Source organism: Bradyrhizobium sp. AZCC 2176, from assembly GCF_036924645.1.
Lineage (GTDB): Bacteria > Pseudomonadota > Alphaproteobacteria > Rhizobiales > Xanthobacteraceae > Bradyrhizobium.
In genome coordinates, this window is sequence record NZ_JAZHRX010000001.1 from 6,874,253 (window position 1) to 6,899,473 (window position 25,221).

Here is a 25,221-nt window from a genome sequence, read left to right on the forward strand (position 1 = left end):
CAGTACTTGCCAAGTTGATGCCAGCGCGACAGTTAGGTTGCCACCCTCAAGCAAGGCAGGAGAAACGGGCATGAAGGCCGTCGGATACCGAAAATCGCTCCCCATCGAGGACGCGGATTCGCTGATCGATTTCGAAACCGCCAAACCGGAACCGAAGGGCCGCGACGTCAGAGTCGCCGTGAAAGCGATCTCAGCCAACCCGGTCGACTACAAGGTCCGCAAGCGCGCCGCCCCGCCCGAGGGCGAAACCAAAATCCTGGGCTATGACGCCGCCGGTATCGTCGATGCCGTTGGACCCGACGTCACGCTGTTCAAGCCGGGCGATGAAGTATTTTACGCCGGCTCGATCCTGCGCCAGGGCACCAACGCGGAATTTCATCTGGTCGACGAGCGGATCGTCGGCGAGAAGCCAAAATCGCTTTCGTTCGCGCAGGCCGCCGCCTTGCCGCTCACCTCGATCACCGCATGGGAATTGCTGTTCGACCGGCTCGGCGCCGTGCCGGGCAAGAGCGTCGATCCGCGCACGCTCTTGATCACCGGCGGCGCCGGTGGTGTCGGCTCGATCCTGATCCAGCTCGCGCGCCGCCTCACCGGACTGACGGTCGTCGCCACCGCCACGCGTCCGGAGTCGCAGAAATGGTGCCTCGATCTCGGCGCGCACGCCGTGGTCGACCATTCCAAACCGATGAAGGAGCAGATCGAGAAGCTGAAGGTGCCGCCCGTCGCGCTGGTCGCAAGCCTCACCTTCACCGACCAGCACTACAAGGCGATCGCCGATTTCATGGCACCGCAAGGCAAATTCGGCCTGATCGACGATCCCCCGGAATTCACCGTCTCTGCCTTCAAGGGCAAGGCCGTCTCGATCCACTGGGAATCGATGTTCACACGCTCGTCGTTCCAGACGGTTGACATGATCGCCCAGCACCATCTGCTCAACGATGTGGCAGACCTGATCGACAAGGGCGTGCTGCGCACCACGCTCGACCAAACTTTCGGCACCATCAACGCGGCCAATCTGAAGCGCGCCCACGCGCTTTTGGAAAGCGGCAAGTCGCGTGGCAAGATCGTGCTGGAAGGCTGGTAGCTGCCCAACAAACAGGGTTGATCGGGAGGTCGATTCAAAGGACCCTGTCCCATCGATCCGGGACGGCTGTCGCCGAAAACCCCGGCGCGAATTGCCGGGGAACACGGAAGACAGGAGACCTGTTTCGACATGATACGGATGTTTCTGACGGCCGCGATTGCGTCGGCCTGTGTGGTGGGTTGTGCTTCGATCGCAGCGGCGCAAGGTAGCTACCCCGAAAAACCGCTGCAGTTGATCGTGCCCTTTCCGCCCGGCGGCGCCTCCGATGTCGTCGGACGCATTGTTGCCGGCGAGCTCGAGGCGCGCCTGGGCAAGCCCGTCATCGTGCTCAATCGCCCCGGTGGCGGCACCACGATCGCAGCCCGGGAGGCCGCCAATGCGGCACCCGACGGCTACACCCTGCTCGCCAGCTCGAATTCGACCTTTACCCTGCAGCATGCGGTGAAGGACAACGTGCCGTACGACAGCGCCAGGGATTTCGAGCCGATCGGCCAGACCGGCACCCTGACCATGGTGCTGGTCACCCATCGCGACAATCCGATCAAGGACGTCGCGGCGCTGGTCGCAGCCGCGAAGGCCAATCCCGACAAGCTGTCGCTGGCCTCCTTCGGCATCGCCACCATTTCGCATTTCGCCGGCGAGCTCTTCAAATCAAGCGCCGGCATCAAGATGGTGCACCTGCCCTACAGGGGCAGCGCGCCGGCGATGAACGACCTGATGGGCAAGCACATCGAGTACCATGTGGATACCGTGATCGCGATCAGGCCGCTGCTCGAATCCGGCGCGCGTCCGCTGGCGGTATTCTCCGCCAAACGTTCGCCGTTCCTTCCTGACGTTCCGACACTCGCCGAACTCGGTTATCCCAATATCGACCTCGTCTCTTGGGGTACTGTGGTCGCGCCCAAGGGAATCCCGCCGGCCATTCGCGACCGGCTCGCCTCGGTGCTGGACGAGGCGATCGCAAGCCCTTCGGTGATCGAGCGCTTTAAGAAGGTCGGGTACGAAGCCGGCTTCAAGCGCTATCCGGACTGGCCGGGATTCATCGCCAGGGAAACCGCCGAGATGAAGGAACTGGCCCGCAAGGGCGGGATCAAGGAAGAGTAACCCCCGATATGACCGAGCCGTGCGATCTGCCCGCGGCAACGGCCCGGGCGTTGATCGGCGAGCGCAAGCTTTCGCCGGTCGAACTCATGGACAGTTGCATCCGGCGGATCGAGGAGATCGACCCCGCCGTCAATGCGATCATCGCGCGCTCGTTTGATAGCGCGTGCGCAACGGCGCGGGAGGGCGAGGCCGCCGTGATGCGCGGCGATCCACTCGGCCCGCTGCACGGCCTTCCGCTCGGCGTGAAGGACCTGGTCGACGCCAAGGGGCTGCCGACGAGTTTTGGCAGCGTGCTGTTCGCGGACAACATCGCGGCCGAGGATGAAGCTGTTGTCGCGATGCTCAAACGCGCCGGCGCCATCGTCGTCGGAAAGACCAACGTCCCCGAATGGGGCGCGGGCGGCAATACCCGCAATGCGCTGCACGGCGCCACCGGCAACCCGTTCGATCCCGAACGCTCCGCCGCCGGCTCGTCTGGCGGGTCGGCGGTGGCGCTCGCCACCGGCATGGTGCCGCTGGCGACCGGTTCGGACACCGGAGGCTCGGTCAGGAACCCCGCCGCCTTTTGCGGGGTGGTCGGATTCCGTCCCTCGCCCGGGCTGATCGCCAGCAACAGCCGCAACATGGCCTGGCTGCAGATCTCGCAGCTCGGGCCAATGGCGCGAAACGTCTCCGACGCATGCCTGATGCTTTCCTGCATGCTGGATCGCGACGCGCGGGATCCGCTGTCGGCGATCCTTCACGCCGGCGGAACGCCTGAGAGCGCGACCTATCGCAATCCGCCAAGGATCGATCTTGCCGGCTTGAGCATCGCGGCGACATGCGATTTCGGGTTTGCGCCGACCGAGCGCGCCATCACCGAGACATTCAAGACGAAGCTCGCGACATTCGGATCGGCATTCCGCCGCCTCGAATGGACCCATCCGGACTGCAGCCATGCCGATGAGGTGTTCCGGATATTGCGCGCCGTCGCATTTCTGGGGCGTCACCGCGAACTCGTAGAGAAACATCCGGACAAGGTAGGCCCCAATATTCGCGACAACGTCGTCGAGGGGCTCGGATACTCCGCTCTCGACGTGGCGCGCGCGCTCTCGCTGCAGACCGCGCTCTATCGGAGCTGGCAGACATTCTTCGGCGAGCACGATTTTGTCATTGCGCCGACGGTCACGATCAGCCCGCGGCCGTGGTCGGAGCTCTACCCGGCCACGATCGACGGCACGCCGACCAAAAGCTATTTCCACTGGCTGGCGCTGGCCTACGCCGTCACCAATGCCGGACATCCGGCGGTGGCGATACCGGCCGGCCGCGACGGCGCCGGATTGCCGTTCGGTATCCAGATCATCGGCCCGCGCGGCGGCGATGTCGCGACGCTTGCCGTTGCCCGCGAGATCGAGGCGCTGCTTGGCGCCAATCCGGAGACGGCCCGTCCCGTCCCCGATCTCGCCTGGCTGCGCGGTCAGCCGCCGATGTCCTCCCGGCCGGGTTTTCTGGATTTCGACTGACGCGATGTTCGTCTGCGGCTACTGCCCGGTTCCAGACGGAACAACGGCAAGGGTTACCTTGCGCTGGCGAAACCGCCTCCTGAACGTCCATTCATCAAAATTAAATCCGCCGCCAAACCCTTGGCAAGCCGTCGCTTACGCAACGAACTTCACTCGAAAGTGTTTAGCGAATGTCTGTTTATGGAAAGGAGTGGTCCATGAGGAAGGCACCTTTGGCTTTAGCCGCGGCGGCGGTCTTGGGCCTGACGGCGGTGACGGCACCGTCGCCGGCAGAGGCCCACTGGCGCGGAGGAGGATTTTTTCCGGCCGTGGCTGGCGGATTGATCGCGGGCGCGGTTATTGGCGGACTGGCTTCGAACGCCTACGCCTATGGTCCGGGCTACGGATACTATGGCGGCTATCCGTATTACGGCGGCTATGCGCCGGCTTACTATGGCGGATATTACGACGAGCCTTACTACCCAGTCGTCCGCTATCGCCGCGTGGTTCGGCCGGCGTTCGCCTACTATGGCGGCCCGCGATTCTATGGTCCGCGGTTTTACCATCGCCGCCACTGGCATCATTGGTAATGCATCGAATCGAAAGGGCCGCCAGCATGGCGGCCCTTTTTGATGAACAACGCCGCAGTCGATTGTTCAGTCGATTTCATGCACCACGGTTCGGCTTGCGGGGTCAACCAGCATCACGCGATTGTTCGAGTAGACGTAGCGATACTTGGTCACCGTCGGACCCCAATCCGGAGGCACCGGCACGAGTTCGACGTCGGTCGGCACCTTCGCGCCAACCACGATCCTCTCCTGCGTTTCGACCGGACGGATCTTGTGCTCGGTGACGTAACTCTTGATCCGGGTGCGATACTCCGGTTCGATCTGGATCGTAGCGCCCGCAGCCCCCGTGGTCGTTCCGGGCGTGACTATAGTGGTTTGGGCACTGGCCATCGTCGTAACCAGCGACGCTGCGGCCGCAAGCATGAACAGCTTCTTCATCTGATTCCTCCTCAAACCGCATCAGCGCGGTTGCAGGAAAAACAGATTTTTCCCGCTCTTGTTCCGAGAAGAATTCAGCACCGCAACGCGTTGAATAGGCAAAGATATGGCCTTGACGCGCTGCCATTTAGCGCGACATGCCGTTGCAAGCTCAAAGCGGCGCGACGCCTTCAACGAAGATCAGCCGTCGATCCAGTGCCGTCTGCCGCACCTTCAAGGCCTCCGCATATTCCGGCGAAGCGTACCATTCACGCAAACGTTCTATCGTTGGAAATTCGACGACAATGATGGTTTTCGGCGGTGGGCCGCCTTCGATCAAATTTGCGACGCCGCGGCGGACCAAATAGCGCCCGCCATACTGCGCGATCGTCTTCGCGGCGATGATGCGATAAGCCTCGAAACCCGCCGCATCGCGCATCTCAACTTCGGAAATAACATAGGCCGACATCGCGAACCTCCGACCACATTTGATCACCGGATTTCGACGATCTCCGCCTCGCCTCCGCCGATGACGCCGACATCGCCGACACCCTTGCCAAACAGCGCGCGCGCCAGCGGCGACGCATGCGAGATCGTCCCGTGTGCGGGGTCGGCTTCGTCTTCGCCGACGATGCGGAACGTCTGCCGGCGGTCATCCTCGCGCACGATGGTGACGGTATGGCCGAGCCGCACGACCGAATTGTCCGTGGGCTCCGGGATCACCGCCGCCGTGGCGCGACGCGCGCTCCAATAACGGACATCGCGGCGGGCGGTCGCCAAGGCGTGCCGATCCCCGGCCGCTTGCGCCGCAGCCTGGGCTGCCTGGGCGGCCACCAATGCTTCCTCGATCCGGCGGAAACCTTCAGCCGTCACATCATTCGGAAGGTCGGAGATCGGCCGGTCCGGCAGATCCTCGGTGTCCGCTGTTTCCTTGACGAACGCTCTGCTCATACCTTGTCAAACGTCTGCGAGCCCTGAGGGTTCCTATGAACCCGCGCCCGCATGGCGACGAGATGGCAGGCGCTTCGCCCAACAAAAAAGCGGCGCCGGAAGCGCCGCTTTTGAAACTTGCGATTTTGGAAGACTTACGCCGCTTCGGCGGACTTTTCCTGCACCGGGCCGGAATCCTGGCCCTTGGCATCGACGTCGCGGTCGACGAACTCGATCACGGCCATCGGGGCATTATCGCCGTAGCGGAAGCCGGCCTTGATGATGCGGGTGTAGCCGCCCTGGCGGTCCTTGTAGCGGGGCGCCAGCGTGTCGAACAACTTCTTGACCTGGTCGACGTCGCGCATTTCGGAGATCGCCTGGCGACGCATGGCGAGCCCGCCCTTCTTGCCGAGGGTGACCAGCTTCTCGACGATCGGGCGCAATTCCTTCGCCTTCGGAAGCGTGGTGACGATCTGCTCGTGCTTGATCAGCGCGGCGCACATGTTGGCGAACATCGCCTTGCGATGCTCGGCGGTGCGGTTGAGTTTGCGATGAACCTTGCCGTGACGCATTGAACTATTCCTTCTCTTCGTCGCGACGGTTCGTCGGACTTGTTGCTCAGGTGGGCTGCCTGCGTTCGCCCGTTAAAAAGCGCGATGAAACATCATCGCGCTTTGACTTGTTGTTCGCTCAGTAGTGATCTTCGAAACGCTTGGCGAGCTCGTCGATGTTCTCCGGCGGCCAGCCCGGCACTTCCATGCCGAGATGCAGACCCATCTGGGCCAGCACTTCCTTGATCTCGTTCAGCGACTTGCGGCCGAAGTTCGGGGTGCGGAGCATTTCCGCTTCCGACTTCTGCACGAGGTCGCCGATATAGACGATGTTGTCGTTCTTCAGGCAGTTTGCCGAACGCACCGATAGTTCGAGCTCGTCGACCTTCTTGAGGAACGCCGGGTTGAAGGCGAGATCGGGAATGATCTCCTGCGCCACTTCCTTGCGCGGCTCTTCGAAGTTCACGAACACATTGAGCTGATCCTGCAGGATGCGGGCGGCATAGGCCACCGCGTCTTCCGGCGAGATCGCGCCGTTGGTCTCGATCGTCATGGTCAGCTTGTCGTAGTCGAGGATCTGGCCCTCGCGGGTGTTCTCGACCTTGTAGGAGACCTTGCGCACAGGCGAGAACAGGCTGTCGACCGGGATCAGGCCGATCGGCGCATCCTCGGGCCGGTTACGCTCGGCGGCGACATAGCCCTTGCCGGCGGCGACCGTGAACTCCATGCGGATTTCCGCGCCCTCGTCCAGCGTGCAGATCTGCAGGTCGGGATTGAGCACGACGATGTCGCCGACGGTCTGGATGTCGCCGGCGGTGACGACGCCCGGACCCGACTTCTTCACGACCATGCGCTTGGGGCCTTCGCCCTGCATCTTGATCGAGATGTCCTTGATGTTGAGCACGATGTCGGTGACGTCCTCGCGAACGCCCGCGATCGAGGAGAACTCGTGCAGCACGCCGTCGATGTGCACCGACTGCACGGCGGCGCCCTGCAGCGACGACAGCAGGATGCGGCGTAGCGCGTTGCCAAGCGTCTGGCCGAAGCCGCGCTCGAGCGGTTCGGCGACGACGGTGGCAAACCGGGTCGCGTCGGAGCCCGGCGTTACCTGCAGCTTGTTCGGTCGAATGAGTTCTTGCCAATTTTTCTGGATCGTCACTTTGTTACCCCTTCGGGTCAATAGACCGGCCAGTCGATTTGCCTTCAAATCACCGGCGTCGGAGATCGCGGATCAGTCCGCAGCAGTCAAAACTCCAAAAACAATCGCGAGGCGGCGCCTGCCGCCCGCGACCAGATATCAGACCCGCCGGCGCTTGCGCGGACGGCAGCCATTGTGCGGGATCGTCGTCACGTCGCGGATCGACGTCACGGTGAAGCCCGCCGCCTGCAGCGCACGAAGCGCCGATTCACGGCCCGAACCCGGGCCGGCAACTTCCACTTCCAGCGTGCGCATGCCGTGTTCCTGCGCCTTCTTGGAAACGTCTTCGGCCGCGACCTGCGCGGCATAGGGGGTCGACTTGCGCGAGCCCTTGAAGCCCATCGTGCCGGCCGAGGACCAGGCAATGGTGTTGCCCTGCGCGTCGGTGATGGTGATGGTCGTGTTGTTGAACGACGAATTGACGTGCGCGATGCCCGAAGCGATGTTCTTGCGTTCGCGACGGCGTACGCGGGTGGCTTCCTTGCCCATAACCTAAAAACCTTCCTGTGATCTCAAACGCCGCCGTACTGCCAGCGGCTACACCTAAAAACGTGATGGCAAGTGGCGAATAGATATCTACTCGCCATTCCCTATTCGCTATTCGCCCGCTTACTTCTTCTTGCCGGCGATCGACTTGGCCGGGCCCTTGCGCGTGCGCGCATTGGTGTGGGTGCGCTGGCCGCGCACCGGCAGGCCGCGGCGATGACGCAGGCCGCGATAGCAGCCGAGGTCCATCAGACGCTTGATGTTGATACCGGTCTCACGGCGAAGGTCGCCCTCGACGAGATAGTCGCGGTCGATCACTTCGCGGATCTGCAGGACTTCCTGGTCGCTCAGCTGGCTGACGCGACGCTCAGTCGGGATCTTGACCTTCTCCATGATCTCGGCCGCGTTCTTCTGGCCGATGCCATGGATGTACTGGAGCGCGATCAGAACGCGCTTGTTGGTCGGGATATTCACGCCGGCAATACGGGCCACGGACTTCTCTCCTGTCGCCGATCCCTCATGGGCCGGCCTTAAGTGCTTGCTATCTCGGGCAGGTTTCCGCAAACGCGAACACGACGCCCTTCCCCTCATCTGCTTCGGGGCCCGGCATCGTCAAAAAACTATCCGACTTGGATGCGGGCTTATTAAAGGATTCAACTCGGTTTCGTCAACCGCCTCTATCGCTTAGCTCGCTTTTTCGTGACCTTTTTGGCGGCCTTCCGGACGGTGGCCTTTGCCGCCTTTTTGGCCTTGGCAGCGGCTCCGCGCCGGGCGGACGAGGCGACCTTCCGCCCTGCCTTCTTGGAAGCTGCTGCCTTAATCCCCTTGGAAGCCGCTTTCTTGCTCCTTGAGGCCGTTTTGGCGGCTTTCTTGGCGGTTTTGGCAGCCATGCCCGCGGGCCTGGCGGTCGTCCTGGAGGCTCCTACGGCCTTCCTGGCCGGGGCCGCGGCTTTGGGTTCCACTGCGCCGACGGCGGAGAGGATCCGGTTGATCTCCCTTGTGACCTGCTCGATGGTCATCATCCCGTCGACGGTCGCCAGCTTCCGACGCTCGGAATAATAGTGGATCAGCGGCTCGGTCAGCGAGCGATAGCTCGCCAGCCGCTTCGACAGCACTTCCGGGGTATCATCGATTCGCACTTCCTCGCCGCGCGCCCGCATCTCGGCGACGCGCGTCTCGACGCGGTCCAGCAGCGCGCTTTCGTTGACGCGCAATTCGATTACGGCGTCGAGCTTGATGTGTTTCCTCTTCAGGAGTTCGTCGAGGGCTGCCGCCTGCGGCACCGTGCGGGGAAAGCCGTCGAGGATGAAGCCGTTCTTCATGTCGGGCTGGTCGAGACGGTCGGAGATGATCCCGATCACGATCTCATCCGGCACCAGCGCGCCGCTCGCCATGATGTCCTTGGCCTGCAGGCCGACCGGCGTTTGGGCTGTGACCGCCGCACGCAGCATCTCGCCGGTCGAGAGCTGGACGATGCCGTACTTCTGAACCAGCCGCTGTGCCTGGGTCCCCTTGCCCGCCCCCGGCGGACCCAAAAGGATCAATCTCATGACTTTTCGCCCCCCGGCTTGGTGAGCGAGACGCCGCACACCCTGTATTGAATTTCAGACCACGCGTGTCCGCTGATCAGCGGCGGCGGCCCCTCAGCTTGGATTTCCTGATCAGCCCCTCATACTGATGGGCCAGGAGATAGCCCTGCACCTGCGCCACCGTATCCATGGTCACGCTGACGACGATCAGAAGCGAGGTGCCGCCGAAATAGAACGGCACCGAAGCGTAGGAAATCAGGATCTCGGGAATCAGACAGACGATCGCCAGATAGATCGCACCCAGCACGGTAACGCGCGACAGCACGTAATCGATATATTCGGCGGTGCGCTCGCCCGGGCGGATGCCGGGGATGAAGCCGCCGTGCTTCTTCAAATTGTCGGCAGTCTCGGTCGGGTTGAACACAATCGCGGTGTAGAAGAAGGCGAAGAACACGATCAGCGCCAGATAAAGGAACAGGAACAGCGGCCGACCGTGGCTGAGTTGGGTGTTGAGCCACTGGAACCATTCCGGGCCCTTGCCGGCGTTGAAGTTTGCAACGGTGGCCGGCAGCAGCAGCAGCGACGAGGCGAAGATCGGCGGGATCACGCCTGACGTGTTGAGCTTGAGCGGCAGATGCGAGGACTGGCCCTCGAACATCTTGTTGCCGACCTGGCGTTTCGGATACTGGATCAGAAGCCTTCGCTGCGCGCGCTCCATGAACACGATGAAGGCGATCACGGCGACCGCCATCACGATCACGATCAGGATCAGGCCGGTCGAGAGCGCGCCCTGGCGTCCCAGTTCCAGCATGTTGGCGAGCGCGGACGGCAGCTCGGCGACGATGCCGGCCAGAATGATCAGCGAAATGCCGTTGCCGATGCCGCGCGAGGTGATCTGCTCGCCGAGCCACATCAGGAACATGGTGCCGCCGGTCAGCGTGATCGTGGTCGAGAGCAGGAAGAAAATGCCGGGGTCGCTGACGACGTTTCCGGCGCCCTGCAGGCCGACGGCAATGCCGTAGGACTGGAACGCGGCCAGGATCACCGTCAGATAGCGGGTGTACTGGTTCAGCGTCTTGCGGCCGGCCTCGCCTTCCTTCTTCAGCGCTTCGAGCTGCGGGGAAACCGTGGTCAGGAGCTGGATGATGATCGATGCCGAGATGTACGGCATGATGTTCAGCGCGAAGATCGCCATGCGGTGGATGCCGCCGCCGGCGAACATATTGAACATGCCGAGAATGCCGCCGGCCTGCGACTTGAACACCTGCTCCCAGATCGCAGGATCGATGCCGGGCAGCGGAATGTAGGTGCCGAGCCGATAAACAAGCAGCGCACCCAGCGTGAACCAGATGCGCTTCTTCAGTTCGTCGGCCTTCGCCAAAGCGCCGAAATTGAGGTTTGCCGCAAGTTGTTCTGCTGCTGAGACCATGTTCAGGCTTTCTCCCGCCGCCCCTCAAACCGCCGCCCCTTCCCCGGGGCGATCGGCAGACGCCGGACATTATTTGGTGCTCGGCTTCGATAAGTCCATCGCTCTCACGTGCGGATCGCCCGCCACTGAGCGGGCGATGACGCAGATGTTACGCCGCCTCGCCTTCTTCCTTCTTGGCCGGGGCCAGGATCTTCACGGTGCCGCCGGCCTTCTCGACCGCCGCGACCGCGGATTTGGAGGCGCCATGCACCTCAATCGCGAGCTTGGCCTTGAGTTCGCCGCGGCCGAGCAGCCGCAGGCCGTCCTTGGCGCGACGGATCACGCCGGCCTTGACCAGCGATTCGACGGTGACGGTTTCCTTGACGTCGACCAGCTTGGCGTCGATCGCCTGCTGCAGCCGGTCCAGGTTGATCTCGGCGAAGTCGAGCCGGAAGATGTTGTTGAAGCCGCGCTTCGGCAGGCGGCGATGCAGCGGCATCTGGCCGCCCTCGAAGCCCTTGATGCGCACGCCCGAACGCGCGGTTTGGCCCTTGCCGCCGCGGCCCGAAGTCTTGCCCTTGCCTGAACCGATGCCACGGCCGACGCGCATCCGCTTCTTGCGCGAGCCGGCGTTGTCGGCGATATCGCTGAGCTTCATCGTTAGCTTCCTTTATCCTTGGAGCATGATCTTAACCGAGAACCGGTACCCGCTTTTCGGAATCATGCTCCGATCTTATTTCTCGTCGACGATGCGGACGAGATGTTGAACCTTGGCGATCATGCCGCGAATTGCAGGCGTGTCCTGCAACTCGGTCACACGACCGATCTTGTTGAGCTTGAGGCCGATCAGCGTCGCGCGCTGCGAGTGATGGCGGCGGATTGCGCTACCGGTCTGCTCGACCTTGATCGTCTTTGCGGCCTTGGCCATCGTCTTAACTCCAAAGAGCGCCTAAAAAATCGCGCCGGTTATTCAGCCACCACTTCGGCGTCGCCGCCGACGCGGCGCGACTGCAGCGTGGACACCTTGATGTTGCGGCGCGCGGCCACCGAACGCGGCGAATCCTGATGCTTCAGCGCGTCGAAAGTGGCGCGAACCATGTTGTAGGGATTCGACGAGCCGATCGACTTCGCCACCACGTCCTGGATGCCGAGCGTCTCAAACACCGCGCGCATCGGGCCGCCAGCGATGATGCCGGTACCGGCCGGAGCAGCGCGCAGGTAGACGCGGCCGGCGCCGTGGCGGCCGGCGATGTCGTGATGCAGCGTGCGGCCTTCGCGCAGTGCGACGCGCGTCAGATTACGCTTGGCCGACTCGGTCGCCTTGCGGATCGCCTCGGGAACTTCGCGCGCCTTGCCGTGGCCGAAACCGACCCGGCCCTTCTGATCGCCGATCACGACCAGCGCCGCAAAGCCGAAGCGCTTGCCGCCCTTGACGACCTTCGCCACGCGATTGATGTGGACGAGCTTGTCGACGAACTCGCTGTCGCGCTCCTCGCGATCCCTGCTCCGTTCGCGGCCGCCGCGTTCGCGTTCACCTGCCATGGTGTTTTCCAATCTTTAGGGGAAGAGAGCCCCTGTCCTCGTAAATTTCCAAAACCGGTTCGTTAGAAGCTCAGTCCGCTTTCGCGGGCCGCATCCGCAAGCGCCTTGACGCGCCCGTGATAGAGATACTGACCGCGATCGAACACCACTTCCTTGACGCCCTTCTGCACGGCGCGTTCCGCCAGCAGCTTGCCGACGGCCTTGGCCGCATCGATGTTGGCGCCCGTGTTGCCGCCCTCGCGCATGTTTTTTTCCAGCGACGAGGCGGAAGCCAGCGTCTCGCCCTTCAGGTCGTCGATGACCTGGGCGTAGATGTGCTTCGACGAACGGAACACCGACAGACGCGGGCGTCCATTGGCGGTCCGGCGCAGCGAGTTCCGCACGCGCTGCTTGCGCCGGGCATTCGTGACCTTGAGTGACATGACCGGCTCCGTTACTTCTTCTTGCCTTCCTTGCGGAAGATGAATTCGTTGGCGTACTTCACGCCCTTGCCCTTGTAGGGCTCCGGCGGACGGTAGGCGCGGATCTCAGCCGCGACCTGGCCGACGCGCTGGGAATCGGTGCCCGTGATCGTGATCTCGGTCGGCTTCGGCACCGCGATGGTGATGCCTTCCGGGATCGCGTAGACGACATCGTGGCTGTAGCCGAGCGCCAGCTGCAGGTTCTTGCCCTGCAGCGCAGCACGGTAACCGACGCCGGTGATCTCGAGCTTCTTCTCGAAACCCTTGGTGACGCCCTCGACCAGGTTGGCGACCTGCGCGCGTGCGGTGCCGTACATCGCCTGCGCCCGGTTGGTTTCGATCCGAGGCGCGACCTTGACCGCGCCGTCCTCGAACTTCACCTCGACGTCGTCATGCACGACGAACTGAAGCTGGCCCTTCGGCCCCTTCATCTTGACGGTCTGCCCTTCGACGCTCGCCGTCACACCGGACGGGATCGGAACGGGCCGTTTGCCAACACGTGACATGGCTTCAATCCTTCCTCAGAACACCGTGAAGAGAATTTCGCCGCCCACATTCGCGTCACGCGCGGCGTGGTCAGCCATGATTCCCTTCGGCGTCGACAATACCGAAATGCCGAGACCGTTATTCACCCGCGGCAGGTTCTTCACCGAGGCGTAAACCCGGCGGCCCGGCTTCGAGACCCGCTCGATCTCGCGAATGACGGGCTCGCCGTCGAAATACTTCAATTCGATCTCGAGCTCGCTGCGGCCCGAAGCGTGTTCGACGCTGGCGTAGCCGCGGATGTAACCCTCGGACTTCAGCACTTCGAGCACGCTGGCGCGCATCTTCGAGCCCGGGGTCGAGACCTTGGACTTCGAACGCATCTGCGCGTTGCGGATGCGGGTGATGAGATCGGAGATCGGATCGTGCGTTGACATTGTTCCGACCCTCCTTACCAGCTCGACTTCACGAGCCCGGGAACCAGGCCCTTGGAGCCGAGTTCGCGTAGCGCGATGCGGGAAAGCTTGTTCTTGCGGTAGTTCGAGCGCGGACGACCGGTCAGTTCGCAACGGTTGCGGATGCGCGTCGCCGACGAATTGCGCGGCATCTGAGCGAGCTTCAGCGTCGCCGCGAAGCGCTCTTCCATCGGCCTGGTCTTGTCGGCGATGATCGCCTTCAGCTTCGCACGCTGCGGGGCGGCGTTCTTCGTCATCCGCTTGCGCCGGTTGTTCTTCTCGATCGAACTCTTCTTTGCCATGCTTTGGCTCCTAGGTTTCCGCGTTTGAGAGGCTTTAGCTGCGTCTCACTGCCGGAACGGGAAATTGAATGCGGTCAACAAGGCACGCGCCTCGTCGTCGGTCTTGGCCGTGGTGCAGACCGTGATGTCCATGCCGCGGGCTTCCGAAACCTTGTCGAAATCGATTTCGGGGAAAATGATGTGCTCCTTGAGGCCGAGCGAGTAGTTGCCGCGGCCGTCGAAGCTCTTCGGATTGAGGCCACGGAAGTCACGCACGCGCGGCAGCGCCACGTTCACCAGGCGATCGATGAACTCGTACATCTTGGCCTTGCGCAGCGTGACCTTGCAGCCGATCGGCTGGTTCTCGCGCAGCTTGAAGGTCGCGATCGCGATCCGCGAATAGGTCACGACCGCCTTCTGGCCGGCGATCTGCGTCAATTCGGCAGCCGCGGTCTCGGCCTTCTTGCGATCATTGACGGCATCGCCGACGCCCATGTTGAGCACGACCTTGTCCAGCCGCGGCACCTGCATGACGTTGGCGTAGCCGAACTTTTCGGTCAGCTGGCCACGAATGCTCTTGTCATACTCCGCGCGCAGGCGCGGTGTGTAAGCGGTATCAGCCATCGATCTCTGCTCCCGAGCTCTTGGCAATGCGTACCTTCTTGCCATCAGCCTGAATCTTGAAGCCCACGCGGGTCGGCTTTCCGTCCTTGCCGACATAGGCGATGTTGGACAGGTGGATCGGCGACTCCTTGGAGATGATGCCGCCTTCCTGGTTCTGGGTCTGCTTCTGGTGACGCTTCACCATGTTGACGCCGCGCACCAGCGCCTTGTTCTCGGCGGGGCGGACCTCGAATACTTCGCCGGTACGGCCCTTGTCGCGGCCGCTCAGCACGATGACCTTGTCACCTTTCCGGATCTTGGCAGCCATCACAGCACCTCCGGCGCAAGCGAGATGATTTTCATGTGGTTCTTGGCGCGCAGCTCGCGCGGCACCGGCCCGAAGATACGGGTGCCGACCGGCTCCGACTGGTTGTTGATCAGCACCGCGGCGTTGCGGTCGAACCGGATGACCGAGCCGTCGGCGCGGCGGATGTCCTTGCGGACCCGCACCACGACGGCCTTCATCACGTCGCCCTTCTTCACCTTCCCGCGCGGGATGGCTTCCTTGATCGACACGACGATAACGTCGCCCACGGTGGCATAGCGGCGCTTGGAGCCCCCCAGCACCTTGATGCACATGACACGGCGTGCGCCTGAATTGTCGGCCACGTCGAGGTTGGTCTGCATCTGAATCATTGATGCACCTCGTCCTCTTTCTGATGCGCTCGAATTAGCGCCTAAAATTTTTCCTGATTACTCATCCGGCCGGGCCGAACGAGTCTCAGGCGGTTTTCTTCTGCTCGCCCCGGACCACGGTCCAGCGCTTCAGCTTGGAGATCGGCTTGCTCTCCTCGATCCAGACCATATCGCCCGGCTTAAACTCGCTGTTCTCGTCGTGCGCGTGGTAGTTCTTGGAGCGGCGGATCGTCTTCTTGTAGATCGGATGGGTGAAGCGGCGATCGACGCGCACCACCACCGTCTTGGCTTGCTTGTCGCTCACGACCACGCCCTGAAGGGTACGTTTCGGCATTGGTGGCCTCTTACTTCTTCTTCGCGCGCGACTGCGCGGCGATGGTCTTGATGCGGGCGATATCGCGGCGGGCTTCACGCAGCCGCGAGGTGTTCTCCAGCTGCCCGGTGGCGCGCTGGAAACGCAAATTGAAACGCTCCTTCTTCAGATTGAGGACGGCGTCCTCCCTCTGGTCGTCGCTCATCGCGCGGATGTCTTCAACTTTCATCGGGGCCATGACGGTTACTCCGCAATGCGCGCGACGAAGCGCGTCTTGATCGGCAGCTTGGCGGCGGCCAGCGTAAGCGCTTCCTTCGCGGTCTGCACGTTGACGCCGTCGATCTCGAAAATCACGCGGCCGGGCTTGACCCGCGCCACCCACAGTTCCGGCGTGCCCTTGCCGGAGCCCATGCGGACTTCGGCAGGCTTCTTCGACACCGGCAGGTCGGGAAATACGCGGATCCAGACGCGGCCGGCGCGCTTCATGTGACGGGTCAGCGCGCGGCGCGCGGCTTCGATCTGGCGGGCGGTGATGCGCTCGGGCGCCATCGCCTTCAGGCCGAACTGGCCGAACGACAACGTCGCACCCGAAGTCGCAACGCCGTGGATACGGCCCTTATGCGCCTTCCGGAACTTCGTTTTCTTTGGTTGCATCATGGCTTTAAGCCCTCAAACCTTCTCTAATATCTCACGCAGCGGCGTCGCGGCGCGGACGTGCGGTGTCGCCTTCGGCCATCTTCTTGTCCTGGGCCATCGGATCGTGCTCGAGGATCTCGCCCTTGAAGATCCAGACCTTGACGCCGCAGGTGCCGAACGTGGTGAACGCGGTCGCCACGCCGTAATCGACGTCGGCGCGCAGCGTGTGCAGCGGCACGCGGCCTTCACGGTACCATTCCATGCGCGCGATTTCGGCGCCGCCGAGACGGCCCGAGCAGTTGATGCGAATACCCTCGGCGCCGAGGCGCATCGCCGACTGCACCGCCCGCTTCATGGCGCGGCGGAACGCGACGCGGCGCTCGAGCTGCTGGGCGATCGATTCGGCGACCAGGGTGGCGTCGAGTTCGGGCTTGCGGATTTCGACGATGTTGATGACGACGTCGGAAGCCGTGATGTCGGCAACGCGCTTGCGCAGCTTGTCGATGTCGGCGCCCTTCTTGCCGATCACGACGCCCGGACGCGCCGAATGGATCGTCACGCGGCACTTCTTGTGCGGACGCTCGATCACGATGCGGGCAACAGCGGCCTGCTTGAGCTCCTTGTGCAGGATCTCGCGGATCTTGACGTCTTCGTGCAGCAGCTTGCCGTACTCGTTCTTGCCGGCGAACCAACGCGAATCCCACGTGCGGTTGATACCGAGACGCAGTCCGATTGGATTGATCTTTTGACCCATCGTTTTCTCCCGCGCCGCTTTAAGCGCTTGCCTCGGCCTCGACCTGACGAACCACGATGGTCAGGTGCGAGAACGGTTTATACACACGCCCCGAACGGCCACGGCCGCGCGGCGAAAAACGCTTCATGACGATGCCGTTGCCGACATGGGCCTCGGCGACGACGAGATCGTCGACCTCGAGGTCATGGTTGTTCTCGGCGTTCGCAATCGCCGATTCCAGGCACTTCTTGACGTCGACCGCGATCCGCTTGCGCGAGAACTGCAGGTCGGCGAGCGCAGCCGAAGCCTTCCGGCCGCGGATCAACTGCGCGACAAGATTGAGCTTCTGCGGGCTGACGCGCAGCATCCGGGCAACAGCCTTGGCCTCGTTGTCCGCGAGGCTACGTTCGCGCTTTGGTTTGCTCATCGTCTATTCCTCAAGCCTTCTTGGCTTTCTTGTCGCCAGAGTGGCCATGGAAGGTACGGGTCGGCGAGAACTCGCCGAACTTGTGACCCACCATTTCCTCGTTGACCGAGACCGGCACGTGCTTCTGGCCGTTGTAGACGCCGAACGTCAGGCCGACGAATTGCGGCAGGATGGTCGAGCGGCGGCTCCAGATCTTGATGACGTCATGACGGCCGGACGCGCGCGCAGCATCTGCCTTCTTGAGCAGAGAGGCTTCGACGAACGGGCCTTTCCAGACTGAACGAACCATGTCCGGCGTTCCTTACTTCTTCCGCTTATGGCGGCTTAGGAGGATGAATCGATTGGTCGACTTGTTCGACCGCGTCTTCTTGCCCTTGGTCGGCTTGCCCCACGGGGTAACCGGGTGGCGGCCGCCCGAGGTGCGGCCTTCGCCGCCGCCGTGCGGATGGTCGATCGGGTTCATGACGACGCCGCGGTTATGCGGGCGCCAGCCGAGCCAGCGGGTGCGGCCGGCCTTGCCGATCGAGATGTTCATGTGGTCGGGGTTCGACACCGCACCGATGGTGCCGCGGCAACGGCCGTGCACCAGGCGCTGCTCGCCCGAATTCAGGCGCAGGATGACGTAATCCTGGTCGCGGCCGACGATCTGGGCGTAGGTGCCGGCCGAACGCGCGATCTGGCCACCCTTCCCGATCTTCATCTCGATGTTATGGACGATGGTGCCGACCGGCATGTTGCCGAGCGGCATGACGTTGCCGGGCTTGACGTCGACATAATTGCCGGCAACCACCGTGTCGCCCGCGGCCAGCCGTTGCGGCGCCAGGATGTAGGCCTGCTCGCCGTCCTGATACTTGATCAGCGCGATGAACGCGGTGCGGTTCGGATCATATTCCAGCCGCTCGACGACGGCGGGCATGTCGACCTTGTTCCGCTTGAAGTCCACGATGCGGTAGGCCTTCTTGTGGCCGCCGCCGCGGAAGCGCACCGTGATGCGGCCGGTGTTGTTGCGGCCGCCGTTACCGAGCTTGCCCTCGGTCAGCGCCTTCACCGGCTTGCCCTTGTAGAGGGCCGAACGGTCGACCATCACCAGCTGGCGCTGGCCCGGCGTCGTCGGATTGTAAGTTTTCAATGCCATCGCTGTGTCGCCTTATAGTCCGGTGGTGACGTCGATGCGGTGGCCCTCTTCGAGGGTCACGATCGCCCGCTTGACGTCCGACTGCGAACCGAAATTGCCGCGGAACACCTTGGTCTTGCCCTTGCGGACCAGCGTGTTCACGCTCTTCACCTTGACGTCGAACAGCTTCTCGACGGCTTCCTTGATTTGCGGCTTGGTCGCCTTGCCGGCGACCTTGAACACGACCTTGTTGTGCTCGGACGCCACCGTCGCCTTTTCGGTGACGACGGGCGCAACGATCACGTCGTAATGGCGCGGATCGATATTCTTCATTTGAAGCGCGCCTCCAGCGCATCGACTGCCGCCTTCGTCAGCACGAGCTTCTGACGGCGCAGAATGTCGTAGACGTTGATGCCCTGGATCGGCAGCACGTCGATATTCGGAATGTTGCGAGCCGCGGTCGCGAAACCGTTGTTGAGCTCGGCGCCGTCGATGATCAGCGCATTGGTCAGGCCGAGACCCGAGAAGTGGCCGACCAGCGCCTTGGTCTTGGCTTCCTTGATCTGGGCGCTGTCGATCACGATCAGGCCGCCGTCCTTGGCTTTCGCCGACAGCGCGTGCTTGAGCGCCAGCGCGCGCACCTTCTTCGGCAAGTCGGTCGCATGCGAGCGAACCACCGGACCGAACGCACGGCCACCGCCGCGGAACTGCGGCACGCGGGCCGAGCCGTGACGGGCGCCGCCGGTGCCCTTCTGCTTGTACATCTTCTTGCCGGTGCGCCAGACATCGGCGCGGCCCTGCGTCTTGTGCGTTCCGGCCTGGCGCTTGTTGAGCTGCCATTGCACGCAACGCTGGATGATGTCGGCGCGGGGCTCGAGACCGAAGATCGCGTCCGAGAGCTGAACCGATCCGGCTTCCTTACCTTCAAGGGTCGTGACTTTCAGTTCCATCTCACGCGCCCTCCTGCTCGGCCGGAGCCTCAGCCTGCTCGCCGCCGGCAACCTTGAACTTGCCGGGCTTCGGAGCTTCCTTCGGCAACGGCTTCTTTACGGCGTCGCGCACCGAGATCCAGCCGCCCTTGGAGCCGGGAACGGCGCCTTCGACGAGGATCAGGCCGCGCTCGACGTCGGTCTGCACCACACGCAGATTGAGCGTGGTGATACGGTCGACACCCATGTGACCGGGCATCTTCTTGTTCTTGAAGGTCTTGCCGGGATCCTGGCGTCCGCCGGTCGAACCGATCGAACGATGCGAAACCGACACACCGTGGGTGGCGCGCAGACCGCCGAAATTCCAGCGCTTCATGCCGCCGGCAAAACCCTTACCGACCGAGGTGCCGGTGACGTCGACGAACTGGCCGACCACGAAATGGTCCGCCTGAATCTCGGCGCCAACCGGGATCAGCGCGTCCTCGGACACGCGGAACTCGGTGACCTTCCGCTTGGGCTCGACCTTGGCGACCGCAAACTGGCCGCGCTCTGCCTTCGGCAGATAAACGGTCTTGCGGGTCCCGGCACCGAGCTGCAGCGCGACGTAACCGTTCTTTTCGGTCGTGCGGTGGCCCAACACCTGGCAATTGCCCAGCTTCAGCACGGTCACAGGGATATGTTCGCCGGTCTCCGTAAAGACCCGCGTCATCCCGACCTTTTGTGCGATCACTCCGGAGCGCATCGGCGTGCTTCCTGTTCTTTCTGTCCGCTAACTTCGGACGATCCTGAAATTTAGAGCTTGATCTCGACGTCGACACCGGCGGCCAGGTCGAGCTTCATGAGAGCATCGACGGTCTGCGGGGTCGGGTCGACAATGTCGAGAAGGCGCTTGTGGGTGCGCATCTCGAATTGCTCGCGGCTCTTCTTGTCGACGTGCGGAGAACGGTTGACGGTGAACTTCTCGATGCGGGTGGGCAGCGGGATAGGTCCGCGAACCTGGGCACCGGTACGTTTCGCCGTGTTCACGATCTCGCGGGTCGACGTATCGAGGATACGATGGTCGAACGCCTTGAGACGGATGCGAATATTCTGGCCGTTCATTGCCGTTTGTCTTTCTTTGTCGTCGCTTCTTGCGAATGATGGAGGCGAACAGCGAGTGAACTCACTCGCTATTCGCCGTTCCCTGTTCGCTGCTTACTCGATGATGCTGGAGACGACGCCCGAACCAACGGTGCGGCCGCCTTCGCGGATTGCGAAGCGGAGCTTTTCTTCCATCGCGATCGGCACGATCAGGTGCACTTCCATCGCGATGTTGTCGCCGGGCATCACCATCTCGGTGCCTTCCGGCAGATGGACGACGCCGGTCACGTCGGTGGTGCGGAAGTAGAACTGGGGCCGGTAGTTGGTGAAGAACGGGGTGTGACGACCGCCCTCCTCCTTGGTCAGGATGTAGGCCTCAGCCTTGAACTTGGTATGCGGCTTGACCGAACCCGGCTTGCACAGCACCTGGCCGCGCTCAACTTCCTCGCGCTTGGTGCCGCGGAGCAGCGCACCGATGTTGTCGCCGGCCTGGCCCTGATCGAGCAGCTTGCGGAACATTTCGACGCCCGTGACGATGGTCTTCTGGGTGTCGCGGAGGCCTACGATTTCGATTTCCTCACCGACCTTGATGATGCCGCGCTCGACGCGGCCGGTCACCACGGTGCCGCGGCCCGAGATCGAGAACACGTCTTCGACCGGCATCAGGAACGGCTGGTCGACCGGACGGGCCGGCTGCGGGATGCTCTCGTCGACCGCCTTCATCAACTCCAGGACCGCGTCGTGGCCGAGCTTCGGGTCCTTGTTTTCGAGCGCTGCGAGCGCCGAGCCGCGGATGATCGGAATGGTGTCGCCCGGGAACTCGTACTTCGAGAGCAGTTCGCGGACTTCCATCTCGACGAGCTCGAGCAATTCCGGATCGTCGACCATGTCGCACTTGTTCAGGAACACGACGAGGGCGGGAACGCCGACCTGACGGGCAAGCAGGATGTGCTCGCGGGTCTGCGGCATCGGGCCGTCGGCGGCCGACACGACCAGGATCGCGCCGTCCATCTGGGCTGCGCCGGTGATCATGTTCTTCACATAGTCGGCGTGGCCTGGGCAGTCGACGTGGGCGTAGTGCCGATTCTTGGTTTCGTATTCGACGTGAGCGGTCGAGATGGTGATGCCGCGCGCCTTCTCTTCCGGCGCCTTGTCGATCTGGTCGTACGCCGTGAACGTCGCACCGCCGGTTTCAGCCAGCACCTTGGTGATCGCTGCGGTCAGCGAGGTCTTGCCATGGTCGACGTGACCGATGGTTCCGATGTTGCAGTGCGGTTTATTACGTTCAAACTTTGCTTTGGCCATTTGACTCTCCGTTCAGTCGTTAGCTTTGAACCAACGACAATCAGGCAAACTTCTTCTGGACTTCTGCCGACACGTTCGCCGGCGCTTCAGCGTAGTGATCGAATTGCATCGTAAAGGTCGCGCGTCCCTGGCTCATCGAGCGCAGGTTATTCACATACCCGAACATGTTCATGAGCGGCACCATCGCGTTGATGACGTTGGCGTTGCCGCGCATGTCCTGGCCCTGGATCTGTCCGCGCCGGGAATTCAGGTCGCCGATGACCGAACCGGTATAGTCTTCCGGGGTCACCACTTCGACCTTCATGATCGGCTCGAGCAGAACGGACTTGCCCTTCTGCAGCGCTTCGCGGAACGCCGCGCGCGATGCGATTTCGAAGGCCAGCGCCGAGGAGTCGACGTCGTGATACTTGCCGTCGACGAGCTGGACCTTGACGTCCACCACCGGGAAGCCGGCAACGACGCCCGAGCCCATCACGCTGTTGAGGCCCTTTTCGACGCCGGGGATGTATTCCTTCGGCACTGCGCCGCCGACGATCTTCGACTCGAACTCGTAACCCTTGCCGGGCTCGTTCGGCTCGACGATGATCGACACTTCGGCGAACTGACCGGTACCGCCGGTCTGCTTCTTGTGCGTGTACTTGACTTCAGCACGCTTGGTGACCCGCTCGCGGAACGCCACCTGCGGCGCGCCGATGTTGGCGTCGACCTTGTAGGTACGCTTGAGGATGTCGACCTTGATGTCGAGATGGAGTTCGCCCATGCCCTTGAGGATGGTCTGGCCGGACTCCTGGTCGGTCGACACGCGGAACGACGGATCTTCGGCGGCGAGCTTCGCCAGAGCGACACCGAGCTTTTCCTGGTCGGCCTTCGACTTCGGCTCGATCGCGATTTCGATCACCGGCTCCGGGAATTCCATCTTTTCCAGGATCACCTGCTTGTCGGGATCGCACAGCGTGTCACCGGTGCGCGCTTCCTTCAGGCCCGCCAGCGCGACGATGTCGCCGGCATAGGCTTCCTTGATGTCCTCGCGGTTATTCGCATGCATCAGAAGCATGCGGCCGATACGTTCTTTCTTCTCGCGGGTCGAGTTGACGACGCCGGTGCCGCTCTGCAGCACGCCCGAATAGATGCGGCAGAAGGTGATGGTGCCGACGAACGGATCGTCCATGATCTTGAATGCAAGCAGAGCCAGCGGCTCCTTGTCGTCGGCCTTGCGCACCACTTCGTTGCCGTCGTCATCGGTGCCCTTGATCGCGGGCACGTCGACCGGCGACGGCAGATAGTCGACGACGGCGTCGAGCAGCGGCTGCACGCCCTTGTTCTTGAAGGCCGAACCGCACAGCACGGGATAGAAGGCGCCGGTCAGCACGGCTTTACGGATCAGGCGCTTGAGCGTCGCCTCATCCGGCTCCTTGCCGTCGAGGTAAGCGGCCATGGCATCGTCGTCGAGCTCGACGGCGGCTTCGATCATCTTCTCGCGGTATTCCTTGGCCTGGTCGACGAGGTCGGCCGGGATGTCGACGTAGTCGAATTTCGCGCCGAGCGATTCATCGTTCCAGATGATGCCCTTCATGACGACGAGGTCGACGAGGCCCTTGAAATTGTTCTCGGCGCCGATCGGAAGCTGGATCGCGATCGGCTTGGCGCCGAGGCGGTCGACGATGTCGGCGAGACACTTGAAGAAATCCGCGCCGGTCTTGTCCATCTTGTTGGCGAAGACGATGCGCGGAACCTTGTACTTGTCGCCCTGACGCCAGACGGTTTCGGTCTGCGGCTCGACGCCCTGGTTGGAATCGAGCACGCATACGGCGCCGTCGAGCACGCGCAGGGAACGCTCGACTTCGATGGTGAAGTCGACGTGGCCGGGGGTGTCGATGATGTTCAGGCGCTTGCCGTTCCAGAACGCGGTGGTCGCAGCCGAGGTGATCGTGATGCCACGCTCCTGCTCCTGCTCCATCCAGTCCATCGTCGCGGCACCTTCGTGCACTTCGCCGATCTTGTGGCTCTTCCCGGTGTAATAGAGGATGCGCTCGGTGGTCGTGGTCTTACCGGCATCGATATGCGCCATAATACCGAAGTTGCGGTAGTTCTCGATGGCATGAACGCGGGGCATGGGCTGTTCCTTAAATCCGTTCTTCGCCGTTACCAGCGATAATGCGAGAAGGCACGGTTGGCTTCCGCCATCCGGTGCACGTCTTCACGCTTCTTGACGGCGTTCCCCCGGTTGTTCGACGCGTCGAGCAGCTCGGCCGAGAGCCGCTCCGTCATCGTCTTTTCATTGCGGTCGCGTGCCGCCGTGATGATCCAGCGAATGCCCAGCGCCTGACGGCGAACCGAACGCACTTCGACCGGCACCTGGTAGGTGGCGCCGCCGACGCGGCGCGAGCGCACTTCGATGGTCGGCATGACGTTTTCCAGCGCCTGCTCGAACACCGTGAGCGGCCCCTGCTTGGTCTTGGCCTCGATCATGGCGAGCGCGCCGTAGACGATGTTTTCGGCAGCGGACTTCTTGCCGTCATACATGATCGAGTTCATGAACTTCGTAATGACGATGTTCCCGAACTTCGGGTCCGGGTTGACTTCACGCTTTTCGGCAGAATGGCGACGAGACATCTTGTCTGTTCCCGCTTATTTCGGACGCTTCGCGCCGTACTTCGAACGGCGCTGCTTACGGTTCTTGACGCCCTGGGTGTCGAGGACGCCGCGGAGGATGTGGTAGCGCACGCCAGGCAAGTCCTTGACGCGGCCGCCGCGGATCATCACCACCGAGTGCTCCTGAAGGTTATGGCCTTCACCCGGGATGTAGCCGATCACTTCGAAGCCGTTGGTCAGGCGCACCTTGGCGACCTTACGCAGCGCCGAGTTCGGCTTCTTCGGGGTCGTGGTATAGACGCGCGTGCAAACACCGCGCTTCTGCGGCGACTGCTGCAGCGCCGGCACCTTCTTGCGTGACTTCTGCACCGCACGCGGATTTGCGATCAGTTGGTTGATCGTCGGCATGTCAGCCTTCACCCTTTAGTTCACGCGAAACCTAGACTGGCTTTCGCAAATTCTTCTCGGAACTAGCCGTTCCGTTCGGCCCGCCTTGCGCAGAAAAAACATCCACGCAAAACGAAATCGCGCCAACCACTCATCGCTGAGCGGAAAGCGCTTCGACGCCACAGAGGACCGCAAGTGAAGGCCGATCAGCGTTCGCTGTCCGGCCTGCTACCGAGGTCATGCATCCGAGTTCACTCTCAAGAGGACGTGCTCAAGAGAACTAAAATCGTCCTGGCATTGCCTAGCAAATATGATCGACAGCGTTTGAGCGGCATTCGTCGAGGGTGGTGCCCGTCCCGGTCCTTTAGGAAACTTCCGTAAGGATTTGAAAGGGTGTTCCGTTCCGACGCTGGCGTTGCTCACCGCC

38 protein-coding genes are annotated in these 25,221 nt (G+C 62.6%); 4 read left to right on the plus strand and 34 right to left on the minus strand.

What is annotated here, in order from left to right; all coding sequences use genetic code 11:
• The first annotated feature begins 70 nt into the window (after window positions 1-70).
• The 4 genes from V1288_RS32665 (at window position 71) to V1288_RS32680 (ending at window position 4,259) form a co-directional block, all read left to right on the plus strand.
• A complete protein-coding gene (locus V1288_RS32665) occupies window positions 71-1,084 on the plus strand; it encodes a zinc-binding alcohol dehydrogenase family protein (protein ID WP_334360925.1) in 1,014 nt (337 codons plus the stop codon).
• 129 nt (window positions 1,085-1,213) lie between these two features.
• Window positions 1,214-2,188 (plus strand): Bug family tripartite tricarboxylate transporter substrate binding protein, encoded by a 975-nt coding sequence (locus V1288_RS32670; RefSeq protein ID WP_334360926.1) that lies wholly within the window; start codon window positions 1,214-1,216, stop codon window positions 2,186-2,188.
• A gap of 8 nt (window positions 2,189-2,196) precedes the next feature.
• Window positions 2,197-3,690: an amidase gene (locus V1288_RS32675; protein WP_334360927.1), complete on the plus strand. Its 1,494-nt coding sequence runs from the start codon at window positions 2,197-2,199 to the stop codon at window positions 3,688-3,690.
• Window positions 3,691-3,887: 197 nt separating this feature from the next.
• Window positions 3,888-4,259 carry a hypothetical protein gene (locus V1288_RS32680; protein ID WP_334360928.1) on the plus strand — a complete coding sequence of 124 codons (372 nt, stop codon included), beginning with the start codon at window positions 3,888-3,890 and terminating at the stop codon, window positions 4,257-4,259.
• 66 nt (window positions 4,260-4,325) lie between these two features.
• Here V1288_RS32680 and V1288_RS32685 read toward each other — a convergent pair whose 3' ends face one another.
• The 34 genes from V1288_RS32685 to rpsL form a co-directional block, all read right to left on the minus strand.
• Complete coding sequence (locus tag V1288_RS32685) at window positions 4,326-4,676, minus strand: DUF1236 domain-containing protein (protein ID WP_334360929.1); 351 nt, start codon at window positions 4,674-4,676, stop codon at window positions 4,326-4,328.
• A gap of 151 nt (window positions 4,677-4,827) precedes the next feature.
• On the minus strand, window positions 4,828-5,124 hold the full coding sequence (locus tag V1288_RS32690) for a DUF1330 domain-containing protein (RefSeq protein WP_334360930.1): 297 nt from the start codon (window positions 5,122-5,124) through the stop codon (window positions 4,828-4,830).
• Window positions 5,125-5,147: 23 nt separating this feature from the next.
• A complete protein-coding gene (gene greA, locus V1288_RS32695; RefSeq protein ID WP_334360931.1) occupies window positions 5,148-5,606 on the minus strand; it encodes a transcription elongation factor GreA in 459 nt (152 codons plus the stop codon).
• A 134-nt stretch (window positions 5,607-5,740) separates the two neighbouring features.
• Entirely contained in the window at window positions 5,741-6,157 is a 417-nt protein-coding gene (rplQ, locus tag V1288_RS32700) for a 50S ribosomal protein L17 (protein ID WP_334360932.1), read from the minus strand.
• A gap of 118 nt (window positions 6,158-6,275) precedes the next feature.
• On the minus strand, window positions 6,276-7,316 hold the full coding sequence (locus V1288_RS32705) for a DNA-directed RNA polymerase subunit alpha (protein ID WP_442893888.1): 1,041 nt from the start codon (window positions 7,314-7,316) through the stop codon (window positions 6,276-6,278).
• A gap of 117 nt (window positions 7,317-7,433) precedes the next feature.
• Window positions 7,434-7,823 (minus strand): 30S ribosomal protein S11, encoded by a 390-nt coding sequence (gene rpsK, locus V1288_RS32710; protein ID WP_006021048.1) that lies wholly within the window; start codon window positions 7,821-7,823, stop codon window positions 7,434-7,436.
• Window positions 7,824-7,943: 120 nt separating this feature from the next.
• Window positions 7,944-8,312 (minus strand): 30S ribosomal protein S13, encoded by a 369-nt coding sequence (rpsM, locus tag V1288_RS32715; protein WP_334360934.1) that lies wholly within the window; start codon window positions 8,310-8,312, stop codon window positions 7,944-7,946.
• Window positions 8,313-8,497: 185 nt separating this feature from the next.
• Window positions 8,498-9,370, minus strand: a complete 873-nt coding sequence (locus V1288_RS32720) for an adenylate kinase (protein ID WP_334360935.1) — start codon at window positions 9,368-9,370, stop codon at window positions 8,498-8,500.
• Between the two features lie 76 nt (window positions 9,371-9,446).
• Entirely contained in the window at window positions 9,447-10,778 is a 1,332-nt protein-coding gene (secY, locus tag V1288_RS32725) for a preprotein translocase subunit SecY (protein ID WP_283034132.1), read from the minus strand.
• 148 nt (window positions 10,779-10,926) lie between these two features.
• A complete protein-coding gene (gene rplO, locus V1288_RS32730; protein ID WP_247836442.1) occupies window positions 10,927-11,415 on the minus strand; it encodes a 50S ribosomal protein L15 in 489 nt (162 codons plus the stop codon).
• A gap of 75 nt (window positions 11,416-11,490) precedes the next feature.
• Window positions 11,491-11,685 carry a 50S ribosomal protein L30 gene (rpmD, locus tag V1288_RS32735; protein ID WP_334360936.1) on the minus strand — a complete coding sequence of 65 codons (195 nt, stop codon included), beginning with the start codon at window positions 11,683-11,685 and terminating at the stop codon, window positions 11,491-11,493.
• Window positions 11,686-11,723: 38 nt separating this feature from the next.
• Window positions 11,724-12,299 (minus strand): 30S ribosomal protein S5, encoded by a 576-nt coding sequence (gene rpsE / locus V1288_RS32740; protein ID WP_028349043.1) that lies wholly within the window; start codon window positions 12,297-12,299, stop codon window positions 11,724-11,726.
• Window positions 12,300-12,361: 62 nt separating this feature from the next.
• Window positions 12,362-12,721 carry a 50S ribosomal protein L18 gene (rplR, locus tag V1288_RS32745; protein WP_334360937.1) on the minus strand — a complete coding sequence of 120 codons (360 nt, stop codon included), beginning with the start codon at window positions 12,719-12,721 and terminating at the stop codon, window positions 12,362-12,364.
• Window positions 12,722-12,732: 11 nt separating this feature from the next.
• Entirely contained in the window at window positions 12,733-13,266 is a 534-nt protein-coding gene (gene rplF / locus V1288_RS32750) for a 50S ribosomal protein L6 (RefSeq protein WP_334360938.1), read from the minus strand.
• Window positions 13,267-13,281: 15 nt separating this feature from the next.
• Window positions 13,282-13,680 carry a 30S ribosomal protein S8 gene (gene rpsH, locus V1288_RS32755; protein WP_057834252.1) on the minus strand — a complete coding sequence of 133 codons (399 nt, stop codon included), beginning with the start codon at window positions 13,678-13,680 and terminating at the stop codon, window positions 13,282-13,284.
• 14 nt (window positions 13,681-13,694) lie between these two features.
• Window positions 13,695-14,000, minus strand: a complete 306-nt coding sequence (rpsN, locus tag V1288_RS32760; protein WP_025588640.1) for a 30S ribosomal protein S14 — start codon at window positions 13,998-14,000, stop codon at window positions 13,695-13,697.
• A 45-nt stretch (window positions 14,001-14,045) separates the two neighbouring features.
• Window positions 14,046-14,603, minus strand: a complete 558-nt coding sequence (gene rplE / locus V1288_RS32765; RefSeq protein WP_334360939.1) for a 50S ribosomal protein L5 — start codon at window positions 14,601-14,603, stop codon at window positions 14,046-14,048.
• Entirely contained in the window at window positions 14,596-14,910 is a 315-nt protein-coding gene (rplX, locus tag V1288_RS32770) for a 50S ribosomal protein L24 (RefSeq protein ID WP_057849122.1), read from the minus strand. The genes rplE and rplX overlap by 8 nt, the downstream gene beginning before the upstream one ends.
• Window positions 14,910-15,278, minus strand: a complete 369-nt coding sequence (gene rplN / locus V1288_RS32775; protein ID WP_011473865.1) for a 50S ribosomal protein L14 — start codon at window positions 15,276-15,278, stop codon at window positions 14,910-14,912. The genes rplX and rplN overlap by 1 nt, the downstream gene beginning before the upstream one ends.
• 85 nt (window positions 15,279-15,363) lie before the next feature.
• Window positions 15,364-15,612, minus strand: coding sequence for a 30S ribosomal protein S17 (gene rpsQ / locus V1288_RS32780; RefSeq protein WP_057843583.1), 249 nt, complete (start codon window positions 15,610-15,612; stop codon window positions 15,364-15,366).
• A gap of 10 nt (window positions 15,613-15,622) precedes the next feature.
• Window positions 15,623-15,829 (minus strand): 50S ribosomal protein L29, encoded by a 207-nt coding sequence (gene rpmC / locus V1288_RS32785; RefSeq protein ID WP_334360940.1) that lies wholly within the window; start codon window positions 15,827-15,829, stop codon window positions 15,623-15,625.
• Between the two features lie 5 nt (window positions 15,830-15,834).
• Window positions 15,835-16,248: a 50S ribosomal protein L16 gene (gene rplP, locus V1288_RS32790; protein WP_057849123.1), complete on the minus strand. Its 414-nt coding sequence runs from the start codon at window positions 16,246-16,248 to the stop codon at window positions 15,835-15,837.
• A gap of 31 nt (window positions 16,249-16,279) precedes the next feature.
• Window positions 16,280-16,981 carry a 30S ribosomal protein S3 gene (gene rpsC, locus V1288_RS32795; protein ID WP_057849124.1) on the minus strand — a complete coding sequence of 234 codons (702 nt, stop codon included), beginning with the start codon at window positions 16,979-16,981 and terminating at the stop codon, window positions 16,280-16,282.
• A 19-nt stretch (window positions 16,982-17,000) separates the two neighbouring features.
• Window positions 17,001-17,387 carry a 50S ribosomal protein L22 gene (rplV, locus tag V1288_RS32800; RefSeq protein ID WP_025588652.1) on the minus strand — a complete coding sequence of 129 codons (387 nt, stop codon included), beginning with the start codon at window positions 17,385-17,387 and terminating at the stop codon, window positions 17,001-17,003.
• A gap of 10 nt (window positions 17,388-17,397) precedes the next feature.
• Complete coding sequence (gene rpsS / locus V1288_RS32805; RefSeq protein WP_024509042.1) at window positions 17,398-17,676, minus strand: 30S ribosomal protein S19; 279 nt, start codon at window positions 17,674-17,676, stop codon at window positions 17,398-17,400.
• 12 nt (window positions 17,677-17,688) lie between these two features.
• A complete protein-coding gene (gene rplB / locus V1288_RS32810; protein ID WP_334360941.1) occupies window positions 17,689-18,522 on the minus strand; it encodes a 50S ribosomal protein L2 in 834 nt (277 codons plus the stop codon).
• Window positions 18,523-18,534: 12 nt separating this feature from the next.
• Window positions 18,535-18,834: a 50S ribosomal protein L23 gene (locus tag V1288_RS32815; RefSeq protein WP_247836435.1), complete on the minus strand. Its 300-nt coding sequence runs from the start codon at window positions 18,832-18,834 to the stop codon at window positions 18,535-18,537.
• The gene (rplD, locus tag V1288_RS32820) at window positions 18,831-19,451 is read right to left on the minus strand and encodes a 50S ribosomal protein L4 (RefSeq protein WP_247836434.1); all 621 of its coding nucleotides are present in this window, start codon (window positions 19,449-19,451) and stop codon (window positions 18,831-18,833) included. The genes V1288_RS32815 and rplD overlap by 4 nt, the downstream gene beginning before the upstream one ends.
• Before the next feature lies 1 nt (window position 19,452).
• Window positions 19,453-20,172, minus strand: coding sequence for a 50S ribosomal protein L3 (rplC, locus tag V1288_RS32825; protein WP_334360942.1), 720 nt, complete (start codon window positions 20,170-20,172; stop codon window positions 19,453-19,455).
• 50 nt (window positions 20,173-20,222) lie between these two features.
• Entirely contained in the window at window positions 20,223-20,531 is a 309-nt protein-coding gene (gene rpsJ, locus V1288_RS32830) for a 30S ribosomal protein S10 (RefSeq protein ID WP_002712302.1), read from the minus strand.
• Between the two features lie 93 nt (window positions 20,532-20,624).
• Complete coding sequence (gene tuf / locus V1288_RS32835) at window positions 20,625-21,815, minus strand: elongation factor Tu (RefSeq protein ID WP_334360943.1); 1,191 nt, start codon at window positions 21,813-21,815, stop codon at window positions 20,625-20,627.
• A gap of 40 nt (window positions 21,816-21,855) precedes the next feature.
• Window positions 21,856-23,928: an elongation factor G gene (fusA, locus tag V1288_RS32840; RefSeq protein ID WP_334360944.1), complete on the minus strand. Its 2,073-nt coding sequence runs from the start codon at window positions 23,926-23,928 to the stop codon at window positions 21,856-21,858.
• Window positions 23,929-23,957: 29 nt separating this feature from the next.
• Window positions 23,958-24,428 (minus strand): 30S ribosomal protein S7, encoded by a 471-nt coding sequence (rpsG, locus tag V1288_RS32845; protein WP_247836430.1) that lies wholly within the window; start codon window positions 24,426-24,428, stop codon window positions 23,958-23,960.
• Between the two features lie 15 nt (window positions 24,429-24,443).
• Window positions 24,444-24,815: a 30S ribosomal protein S12 gene (gene rpsL / locus V1288_RS32850; RefSeq protein WP_025588683.1), complete on the minus strand. Its 372-nt coding sequence runs from the start codon at window positions 24,813-24,815 to the stop codon at window positions 24,444-24,446.
• Window positions 24,816-25,221 lie beyond the last annotated feature (406 nt).

Coding starts and splice junctions, on each gene's coding strand:
- V1288_RS32665 (WP_334360925.1), top strand. CDS start 71: ATGAAGGCCGTCGGATACCGAAAATCGCTCCCCATCGAGGACGCGGAT.
- V1288_RS32670 (WP_334360926.1), top strand. CDS start 1,214: ATGATACGGATGTTTCTGACGGCCGCGATTGCGTCGGCCTGTGTGGTG.
- V1288_RS32675 (WP_334360927.1), top strand. CDS start 2,197: ATGACCGAGCCGTGCGATCTGCCCGCGGCAACGGCCCGGGCGTTGATC.
- V1288_RS32680 (WP_334360928.1), top strand. CDS start 3,888: ATGAGGAAGGCACCTTTGGCTTTAGCCGCGGCGGCGGTCTTGGGCCTG.
- V1288_RS32685 (WP_334360929.1), bottom strand. CDS start 4,676: ATGAAGAAGCTGTTCATGCTTGCGGCCGCAGCGTCGCTGGTTACGACG.
- V1288_RS32690 (WP_334360930.1), bottom strand. CDS start 5,124: ATGTCGGCCTATGTTATTTCCGAAGTTGAGATGCGCGATGCGGCGGGT.
- greA (WP_334360931.1), bottom strand. CDS start 5,606: ATGAGCAGAGCGTTCGTCAAGGAAACAGCGGACACCGAGGATCTGCCG.
- rplQ (WP_334360932.1), bottom strand. CDS start 6,157: ATGCGTCACGGCAAGGTTCATCGCAAACTCAACCGCACCGCCGAGCAT.
- rpsK (WP_006021048.1), bottom strand. CDS start 7,823: ATGGGCAAGGAAGCCACCCGCGTACGCCGTCGCGAACGCAAGAACATC.
- V1288_RS32720 (WP_334360935.1), bottom strand. CDS start 9,370: ATGAGATTGATCCTTTTGGGTCCGCCGGGGGCGGGCAAGGGGACCCAG.
- secY (WP_283034132.1), bottom strand. CDS start 10,778: ATGGTCTCAGCAGCAGAACAACTTGCGGCAAACCTCAATTTCGGCGCT.
- rplO (WP_247836442.1), bottom strand. CDS start 11,415: ATGAAGCTCAGCGATATCGCCGACAACGCCGGCTCGCGCAAGAAGCGG.
- rpmD (WP_334360936.1), bottom strand. CDS start 11,685: ATGGCCAAGGCCGCAAAGACGATCAAGGTCGAGCAGACCGGTAGCGCA.
- rpsE (WP_028349043.1), bottom strand. CDS start 12,299: ATGGCAGGTGAACGCGAACGCGGCGGCCGCGAACGGAGCAGGGATCGC.
- rplR (WP_334360937.1), bottom strand. CDS start 12,721: ATGTCACTCAAGGTCACGAATGCCCGGCGCAAGCAGCGCGTGCGGAAC.
- rplF (WP_334360938.1), bottom strand. CDS start 13,266: ATGTCACGTGTTGGCAAACGGCCCGTTCCGATCCCGTCCGGTGTGACG.
- rpsH (WP_057834252.1), bottom strand. CDS start 13,680: ATGTCAACGCACGATCCGATCTCCGATCTCATCACCCGCATCCGCAAC.
- rpsN (WP_025588640.1), bottom strand. CDS start 14,000: ATGGCAAAGAAGAGTTCGATCGAGAAGAACAACCGGCGCAAGCGGATG.
- rplE (WP_334360939.1), bottom strand. CDS start 14,603: ATGGCTGATACCGCTTACACACCGCGCCTGCGCGCGGAGTATGACAAG.
- rplX (WP_057849122.1), bottom strand. CDS start 14,910: ATGGCTGCCAAGATCCGGAAAGGTGACAAGGTCATCGTGCTGAGCGGC.
- rplN (WP_011473865.1), bottom strand. CDS start 15,278: ATGATTCAGATGCAGACCAACCTCGACGTGGCCGACAATTCAGGCGCA.
- rpsQ (WP_057843583.1), bottom strand. CDS start 15,612: ATGCCGAAACGTACCCTTCAGGGCGTGGTCGTGAGCGACAAGCAAGCC.
- rpmC (WP_334360940.1), bottom strand. CDS start 15,829: ATGGCCCCGATGAAAGTTGAAGACATCCGCGCGATGAGCGACGACCAG.
- rplP (WP_057849123.1), bottom strand. CDS start 16,248: ATGATGCAACCAAAGAAAACGAAGTTCCGGAAGGCGCATAAGGGCCGT.
- rpsC (WP_057849124.1), bottom strand. CDS start 16,981: ATGGGTCAAAAGATCAATCCAATCGGACTGCGTCTCGGTATCAACCGC.
- rplV (WP_025588652.1), bottom strand. CDS start 17,387: ATGAGCAAACCAAAGCGCGAACGTAGCCTCGCGGACAACGAGGCCAAG.
- rpsS (WP_024509042.1), bottom strand. CDS start 17,676: ATGGTTCGTTCAGTCTGGAAAGGCCCGTTCGTCGAAGCCTCTCTGCTC.
- rplB (WP_334360941.1), bottom strand. CDS start 18,522: ATGGCATTGAAAACTTACAATCCGACGACGCCGGGCCAGCGCCAGCTG.
- V1288_RS32815 (WP_247836435.1), bottom strand. CDS start 18,834: ATGAAGAATATCGATCCGCGCCATTACGACGTGATCGTTGCGCCCGTC.
- rplD (WP_247836434.1), bottom strand. CDS start 19,451: ATGGAACTGAAAGTCACGACCCTTGAAGGTAAGGAAGCCGGATCGGTT.
- rplC (WP_334360942.1), bottom strand. CDS start 20,172: ATGCGCTCCGGAGTGATCGCACAAAAGGTCGGGATGACGCGGGTCTTT.
- rpsJ (WP_002712302.1), bottom strand. CDS start 20,531: ATGAACGGCCAGAATATTCGCATCCGTCTCAAGGCGTTCGACCATCGT.
- tuf (WP_334360943.1), bottom strand. CDS start 21,815: ATGGCCAAAGCAAAGTTTGAACGTAATAAACCGCACTGCAACATCGGA.
- fusA (WP_334360944.1), bottom strand. CDS start 23,928: ATGCCCCGCGTTCATGCCATCGAGAACTACCGCAACTTCGGTATTATG.
- rpsG (WP_247836430.1), bottom strand. CDS start 24,428: ATGTCTCGTCGCCATTCTGCCGAAAAGCGTGAAGTCAACCCGGACCCG.
- rpsL (WP_025588683.1), bottom strand. CDS start 24,815: ATGCCGACGATCAACCAACTGATCGCAAATCCGCGTGCGGTGCAGAAG.